Source organism: Halorubrum lipolyticum DSM 21995, from assembly GCF_000337375.1.
GTDB classification, from domain to species: Archaea; Halobacteriota; Halobacteria; order Halobacteriales; family Haloferacaceae; genus Halorubrum; species Halorubrum lipolyticum.
This window is the reverse complement of record NZ_AOJG01000031.1, coordinates 24,803-32,772: the sequence shown is the minus strand read 5'-3', so window position 1 is coordinate 32,772 and position 7,970 is coordinate 24,803. Positions and strand designations below refer to the sequence as shown.

7 protein-coding genes are annotated in these 7,970 nt (G+C 55.3%); 3 read left to right on the top strand and 4 right to left on the bottom strand.

Going from position 1 to position 7,970, the window contains the following annotated elements:
* Positions 1-224 precede the first annotated feature (224 nt).
* A complete protein-coding gene (locus C469_RS16820; RefSeq protein ID WP_147587294.1) occupies positions 225-575 on the top strand; it encodes a hypothetical protein in 351 nt (116 codons plus the stop codon).
* A gap of 463 nt (positions 576-1,038) precedes the next feature.
* Here C469_RS16820 and C469_RS16410 read toward each other — a convergent pair whose 3' ends face one another.
* From C469_RS16410 to C469_RS12030, 4 genes are all read right to left on the bottom strand, one after another.
* Entirely contained in the window at positions 1,039-1,722 is a 684-nt protein-coding gene (locus C469_RS16410; RefSeq protein WP_008006939.1) for a hypothetical protein, read from the bottom strand.
* Between the two features lie 1,622 nt (positions 1,723-3,344).
* Complete coding sequence (locus C469_RS12040) at positions 3,345-4,394, bottom strand: tyrosine-type recombinase/integrase (protein WP_241430016.1); 1,050 nt, start codon at positions 4,392-4,394, stop codon at positions 3,345-3,347.
* Positions 4,395-4,396: 2 nt separating this feature from the next.
* Positions 4,397-4,993: a hypothetical protein gene (locus tag C469_RS12035; protein WP_008006937.1), complete on the bottom strand. Its 597-nt coding sequence runs from the start codon at positions 4,991-4,993 to the stop codon at positions 4,397-4,399.
* Positions 4,994-5,196: 203 nt separating this feature from the next.
* Entirely contained in the window at positions 5,197-5,847 is a 651-nt protein-coding gene (locus tag C469_RS12030; RefSeq protein WP_008006936.1) for an HVO_0476 family zinc finger protein, read from the bottom strand.
* Between the two features lie 145 nt (positions 5,848-5,992).
* Between C469_RS12030 and prs the strand changes: the two genes are divergently transcribed.
* Positions 5,993-6,847: a ribose-phosphate diphosphokinase gene (gene prs / locus C469_RS12025; RefSeq protein ID WP_008006934.1), complete on the top strand. Its 855-nt coding sequence runs from the start codon at positions 5,993-5,995 to the stop codon at positions 6,845-6,847.
* A 227-nt stretch (positions 6,848-7,074) separates the two neighbouring features.
* Positions 7,075-7,884, top strand: coding sequence for a hypothetical protein (locus tag C469_RS16815; RefSeq protein WP_147587293.1), 810 nt, complete (start codon positions 7,075-7,077; stop codon positions 7,882-7,884).
* Positions 7,885-7,970 lie beyond the last annotated feature (86 nt).

The following is a 7,970-nucleotide window of genomic DNA, read 5'->3' as shown; positions in this document are numbered from 1 at the left end:
AAACTAGAGCCTCGTGCCTATGAACACATGCGCGCTGTATTCAGCACGGCTCCAAAAACATATCACCAGTTGAGGATTTCAACAGAGCCGTACACGTGTATATTTATAATCACCACGGCTGATACTAGTGATATTATTTTACGAAACCGCCTCGTGAGTTGTCTCTGACAGAACCGGCACTCCCACAAGCATAACACTTCAAAGAGAGTTGGTATAGAGTAACCATGGGCCAACACGAATTTTCAGAAGGAGTCGAAGTATCTCATTCTCAGTACGGACGTGGCTGTATTTTAGATATGATTGCCTCCCAAACAGGAGGTATCGACGATGCTAGAGTACTATTTTACCTTAGTGGAGAGGAGGTGACAGTCCCGACTTATTCACTTGCCCCTGCTTCAGAAGTAACTTCCGTAGAATCCACACGTGGGACACTTGGCACTACCGTCACGATAGATGACGGATTCTACACGATTACTGTAGAACCAGACGGTGAAGGAACCGGATATAACCTAAGCCTCCAAGCAGGTAATGCAATACTTGACCAAGCTGAACTAAGTAGTGACAAACTGTTCTGAACTGCCCTGTTGAATCCGCAGAAGACGTCGGAGTCGGATCACTCAGTACTCAGATCAGGAGCGCTTTTGAGTGGATTCAGAGATGGAATCTTCGCAGAGAGAGTGAGGAGCGAGATGACTGGGTGGATCGATACAACTACTCGACGACGAACAACGAGATAATCGCCTCTTCTGAAATCGTGATCCCAGTGCAGTAATCGGATTCTACAAAGTACTCTTATGTTAACGCCTGCGGTGAGGGTCCAAGCCCTCTATTCACCAAAACTGGATATCATGCCCAATCGGTGAATTTGACTTCGGCAGGAGAGTAGATTGAAAGACTCGGGAGTATTGAAACAGCCATATTAATAGAATATCTTTCGCTGATGAACCCGACGCGGACGATCTCAAATGGCTGTTTTTGTAAAATTCTCAGACGGTGCTAGGATTCAGAAACGAGTTCAAAAGCCTCCCACCTGTTAAGTTAATCCCACCACATGCGGACGAGCTCCGGTGAGTTGGGTTGTTGATCTTCCAAGTTGTCACTGGATGGCCTACCTGGGTAAGTGTGTGTGTCACCGGTGTCAACCACGCCGATCTCGTCCGGGTATTTGTTTCCGGTGAGGTGCTCGCTGATTTGGTCTGCCAGTTTTGGCAGATCATTATGCCAAATGTAGACTGCGGGGCTGTATTCTCGTGCGACTCCGATTTTGGTGTTCGCTGCGAGGTTATTCACCAGCTCGACGACTGCCTCTCGCCTAAAATCGTTATAGCCCGGCGGCATCTCTTTGAGCGCATCGATTGCGTGATCAGGAGTGACGAGCTCGCTGTGATAATGCAGGCTTCGTGTAGGGAATTCTTCAGTCACGACGTCTGTTGTTTCTGTGTTAGTGGTGTCAGTCGTGGTCTGTGTATAGGTACCCTCGGTGACATCGCCGTGGTATCGACCGTACGCGACGTGTGTAGCTCGTACGACATCTTCAAAATCACCGCTGTATAGCTGCCCGATCGGGTTATCTGGCGATACGGCGTTTAGATGGTTCGTCGTATCCTTGTAGGGATTTTCGTATGTTGGCGCTGGGGTCTCGTCTGAGTCGCTGTTAGTGTCGTCGAGGTCTTTGATTGGCTCTGTGCTTGTGCTGTCGTCAGGGGTATTGTGTGTGCTCATCGTGAGTTCGGTTGGAGGGGTTTGGAGGGTTGGTTTTGTGTGCGGCGGGGACTCGGTGTCTATCTATCCGTAGACGCCATCCACGATTAAACCTGTGGGGATGGGAAGGGAGTCAGGGATCAATAGGTAGTGGTTCTAGAACACGGATTAAAGCGGGAAGCAAAATATCTCCGACTAGTTTTTTGTGCGGGTTAATCCAATATTTTAACGACTGTGTTCCGCTTGGTTCATATCGCCCTGTCACCTTTGTGTTGGGCGAATCACCGTTCTTCAGCAACCAGACGTTTCAGACGATAATGTGTCTAAAAATGGGGTTTCAACAGAGCCTGATTTGCGGCTCTGTTGAGATCCTCAACAAGTGATATATTATGACCCAGTCGCGGTCAGTACAAATAAAATAACAACTGAATAGGCGCTCTAAGCAGTTGGTACCAGCTTGGATCAACCCAGTAACAGCTCCGACCAAGCTGGTACTAGCAACGATTGTCCCACGACTGAGTGGTCATACCACCCGCTGCCTGGTTTAACAGGTTGCTACTACCACTTGCTATCCACGCATTCAGGCCACTACAACATATGTTAGGAAAATATGACAATTGGGAAAGCTAATGTAGATACATACTCAGTCAAGAATATGGGAGAAACAGAAGTTTACGCAACGGACGAGCCACCTTCTTCTAATGAGGTTGCTGATGCGATTCGCAGATTAGACTGGGATGAGCCAGAACGTTACCGGGTGGAATGGGAGTCTGAGTCGCGACATCACCCTGCAACGAGATACAATGTGAGAGAGATCAGTTTCGGGGAGGGAGGAAAGCCGATGATAAAAATTGTAGGAGGTCGTGGAGGCGAGTATGTTATTGACTCGAATCCGATGGGGAAGCCACTGCTCCGATACATAGACCCAGAAGGACGAGAACCTGAGGAACGACTCATTCAATTGCGAATATTCGATACAGAATTCAATTGGCGAAATTGGATTACACGCAAAATGCCATAGGTAGAATCTATATCGGTCACACCGAACCACCTGCGCACTTCGCAGCTCTCATCGACCGGCTGTTTTAGGCAAGAATATGTCTGAAGAATATGATTTCAACAGAGCCACTCGAACCGAACTTCAGCGATGGTACTACAACGGGGAGACGTTCAATCGCGAGGGAACGTCTGACATCCCACTGCGTGCTGACGACGGAACGAACGTGTTGTTGCTGAGTGCGCGACATAGCGAGGAGAGGAGTACTTCACGGAAGATCGATCAGCTGTATCGGTATCTGACGTGGTGTGACACGAAGTCGGCGGTGATTTTGTTTGTTTGTTCAGAACAAGCGGTTGGAGCCAGTGCGGAAGCAGATTATGAGTGGTGCAGAGAACCACGACTTGTTCGTTGAGGAGATGGGTCAACTGGCCGAGTCGTGGTGACAGTATCGGTCCCAGTTCAAACATGATCCGGACCGAGGGTTGGACCTTGCCGTGTGGACGCTCCACATTCCGCCTACCAAAGATGATTAGCGCGGCACCGCAGAACGCGCCGGTTAGTTAATCACATACAATGACACCCTTCATATCGCGAGAAAAAGAGCGTCAGTAGTGCATATTTGCCAGCTAACGGCGTTTCCGAATTAGTCTGGAAGGTAATCTCGCACCCCGCGAATCCCGACATCCGGATCATACTCGACGTAACGTTTCTCCGTAATCTCCACGCTGGAGTGCCCAGCGTAGCGAGACACAGCGTACAGGTCCTGTAAATCGGTTTTATTCACAAGACGTGTGATTGCGCCGTGCCTGATGTTGTGGGCAGAGATCTTCGATCGGTTCGGAATCGGATTCCCATCGTCATCAACTGCCGCGTTAGCATCAGCGTACAACTTCCGGTTGATACCCGCGTTGTTCGCCGCTGTCACTACTACATCGTTAATCGCATCACCCGACATCGGTGCTCCACGCTCACCCACAAACAAATAGTCGTGCTCTCGACCACCAAGGTACTCATCACGGAGACCGCCGTGTAACCATCGGTGCATCAACCCGTCGAGCGATCGATTCCACCCGACAGTTCGCTCTCTCCCGTTCTTCGTCACAGACGCCGGGAGATACACCTCTCGTGCGTTCTCGTCGATCATATCCAGGGTTACGGCAGATGCCTCACCTCTCCGCATCGCACTCTGGTATAAGAACCGAAGCAACAGCTGATTACGAACCCGATTCTGTTCCACCCCCTCTTCCATCACTCGCAAGTCACTTTCACTCACCGCGTAGTCTTCACCATCTTCCAACTGCTCCTCTTGCTCCGTGCCCTTCGTCAACCCCCACTTCTCATCCTTACGCTTGTTCCAACGGGCCAACGGGTTCGAATCGATCATATCCATGTCTGCGAAGTAATCGTACATGGCGTTGATCCGGTCCCATCGATACCGGCCTGTTGTCCCGGAGAATTCGTTCGAGAGGGCACGTCCCAGCCGGTTGGCGACGGCTGGTGTGACGTCAAGCGCAGAGTCAATCCCTTCTGCATCGAGCCAGCCGTCGTACCAGCGTAAGTCCTGGTTGTAGCGATTGGTTGATGCGGAGGCGCGTTTGTCGCTGTTGTTGTCGTCCGTGCCGGCTGCGAGCTCATCAGCGTAGTCCGTGATGTACTCGCGACACTCGCTGATGGGTTTGTAGCGTGGAGGCACGATTACGCCACCCGGTAGTAGCGTCGCGTTTCACTGTCAATCTCATACCGAGGATCGTCCACAGGGTCTGCGTACGCGTACTTTGCGTCCGGATACCAGTCAATCATGTTGGTGAGAACGGTGCGGGTGCGGCTTACATCGAGGTCGAGATAGTTGGCCCAATCGTCGGCTGTGCTTGCTCGCTGCGCCATCTCGCGCGCATCCATATTTTCAGTTTCGCTGTAGATGTGGTGGAACGATTCGAACTCGCTCGGGTCGTCTAGTACCGGAAGCTGTTCCACGACGCTGTGAGCGAGGTCTTCGATATCATCGTGGACTTGTGCGCCTGTGTCGAGTTCGGCGATGGAGTCCTCGATGCGTTCCAACCGTCCGTGTACATCACCGAGCGCAGATTCAACCGCTTCAGTCACTTCTTCCGAATCGATCGACGCACTCTGAGTCTTTTCCTCTCCCCCACCGTCTGCCATCTCTCGCTTTGTGAGGGTCCGCAGCATCATCGCCATCGACGTGTAGTCTGGGTTCGCATCGACCCAGTCGCGGATCTCGTTCTTCTCGGCGGGCGTTACGGCTACTTCGATTTTGTCGGTTCGGTTAGTCATTTTGTGTAGGGTGGTGTTCTCTTTTTATAATACCATGTATTGACCATGCCTCAGACAGGGAGAACCGCGTCATCTAACGCCGCTTCGACCACGCCGCGGTCGAACTGACAGACGGTGTTCGATGTGGGTCACCCCCATCGGTGCCACCGTTTTTTCGGAGGGACTGTCTCGAGGAGCGACCGCTCGGCCCGAACCGCTCCCGCCTACCAGGCCGACCACGCCGTCAGACTCTCGTCGCGGGCGTACACCCGCTTGCAGTCCTTGGCGTACGCGAAGTCGCCGTCGTGGTCGAGTTTCTCGTGGCGGTACTCGGGAGCGTCCTGACGGATCTGGACGCCCTCGACGACGAACTCCTCCTCGCCGAAGGTCTCGGTCTCGCCGACGGTGAACTCGTGGTCGCCGGGGACGTTCACCTGCAGCGAGCGCGTCTCGTCGGCGTTGCCGTCCTTCGGGTGGAGCGTCACCGGGACGGAGACGTTGTCGACCGCGCGGGTCCACAGCGTCTCGACGGTCTCGATGTCGGCCTCCTCGACGCGCTGTTCGGGCCCGACCTCGATTCCCGTCACCCGGACCTGCATCAGGGCGTCGGGGGAGTCGACGACGAACTCCTCGCCGGTCGCGACGTAGGTGTCCGCCGGCACGTCCATCTCGGTCGAGAACGACTCGCCGTCCTGCGAGACGATGACGGTCAGTCCGACGGTCTCCTCCTCCGGGATCTCGGTCTTGTACGTGTGGTCGCAGTCGGTACAGCGGACGGTCGCCTGCCCGCCGGGGCGTAACACTTCGTGGACGGTCTCCTCGCCCGGCGAACACGACGGGCAGGCGAGACCGACTCGGTCTCCTGTTTCGGTCATTACGGCGTCGTATCCGCCGCTCGCGTAAATATCCGCCCCTGTGGCTCCGGTGCGCCACACGCTCGCGTGGGGCTCGGTCGGGAGGCCCTCCACCGCGCCGGCGAGTAAGGAAACTGGTTTACCGGTGTCTGGGGTACGGTCGCCCATGATCGTACCCGGATCCAGCTCACAGCTGCTCGCGGCCGCGCTCGCCGAGGAGACGGGTCGGCCGCTGGCGACGCCGACCTACGACCGGTTCCCGGACGGCGAGGGGCTCGCGGCGGTCCCCGACTTCGCGGGCGACGAGGCGACGATCGTCGCCGCGACCGACGCCGACGAGGCGTGGGTCGAACTGCTCCAACTGCAGGACGCCGTCCGCGAGGCCGGCGCCGAGCGCGTGACGACCGTGATCCCCTACATGGGATACGCCCGGCAGGACCAGTCGTTCGGCGACGGCGAGCCGGTCTCGGCGCGGGCGATGGCGCGGGCCGTCTCGACCGGGACCGACCGCGTCGTGCTCGTGAACCCCCACGAGGCCGGCGTCGCCGACTTCTACGACGTGCCCGTGGAGACGGTCGACGCCGCGAGCGCCCTCGCGGAGCCGCTGCCGGCCGCCCTCGACGACCCCCTGTTCCTCGCGCCCGACGAGGGCGCCGTCGGCATCGCCGAGACGGTCCGCGACGCGTACGGCGCGGGCGAGACCGACTACTTCGAGAAGCACCGCGACCGCGACACGGGCGCGATCGAGGTGTCGCCCTCGGACGCCGCCGTCGCGGGGCGGGACGTGGTCGTCGTCGACGACATCGTCGCCACCGGGTCGACGATGAGCGAGTCGGTCGCCGTGTTGAACGAGCGCGGCGCGGCGCGGGTGCTCGCGGCCTGCGTCCACCCCATGCTCGCGGCCAACGCCGTGACGAAGCTCCGCGGCGCCGGCGTCGACCGGATCGTCGGCAGCGACACGCTCGAACGCGGTTGTAGCGTCGTCAGCGTCGCGCCCGTCCTCGCGGACGCGCTCGAGTAGGTCTCCTCGGTTCCGTCGGCCTCCCCCGACTGGCGATCGGCTTCGGTGTTCCGTGCTGAATACACCGCGTGTATCTCGCACAACGCAGTGATCAGCCCCAGCCAATAGGATCGTTCAGTACAGGTGACTCACGGATCGCTCAAGACAGAGTGTCTCGCTTTTAATGTTTAAGATACGCAGAAATTGTTTCAACAAGACACTTACCACTTGACTGGAACTCGTTGTCTATGGTTTCTCACACCCGCCGTACAGTGTTAGCGGCTCTCGCTAGTGTTGGGCTCGCTGGCTGTACAAGTATCACTAACCCGGACGCACAGGATGAGGATGAATTACCAGATCAGTGCCCCACATCACAGGATCTCGATGTTGAGTGGCCACGGGATCTCACCACGGAGTCCGCAGCAGAGTTTGTCACAGAATACGAGGAAGCATATCTGTCCGAGCAAGAACAAGGCGATTCAGAGTTCGTCGCTTTCAATCTCGATATACAACTAAATCAAGGGGTATCGAGGTTCTTTCGTGGCTTCTCACCGTATTTGACTGGTGGATTTCGAATAACCGTCAACAGCCGTGGAAGCGTTGAGTCTTATGTACTAGAACTAACTGCGGTTGAAGCTAACCCCGCTGGAACGCCAAAATACCCAGACGAAACTTATGTTCCTGAAGACTCATTGCTAGAAGATCCCGATTTCATCCCAATTGATGAAATCATGGATCAGCGACTCCGAGCAACACTAAAGCGCGCCGCAGACTCGGGTACCCAAAAAGCGAGAGTCAGTTCAACCTCAGAGATTGAACGATATGCCGATCTGGTGGGAAACCTTCCAACAAAATCATCCTCTGAAGATAATAGGGTAGCATACTTCGACGTCGATGGAACACTAGTCCTGTTGATCGCTCAATGGAACGGAGGAAGTGTTGGTTTGTGGGAAGGCTCCGCACATTACTATGTTACAGAGAACGTCGTTTGGCGAAACAACGAAGAAGACGGATCGCCACGGGACGGAACGCTGGTCGAATGTCGTCCGCCGGAGTGAGCTTAGAGATGATACCATACTTAGTGAGAAAATGTAGAAAGTCCCACTGTGATCTCAATATCTTCGTGGATACTATCAACGTGTTA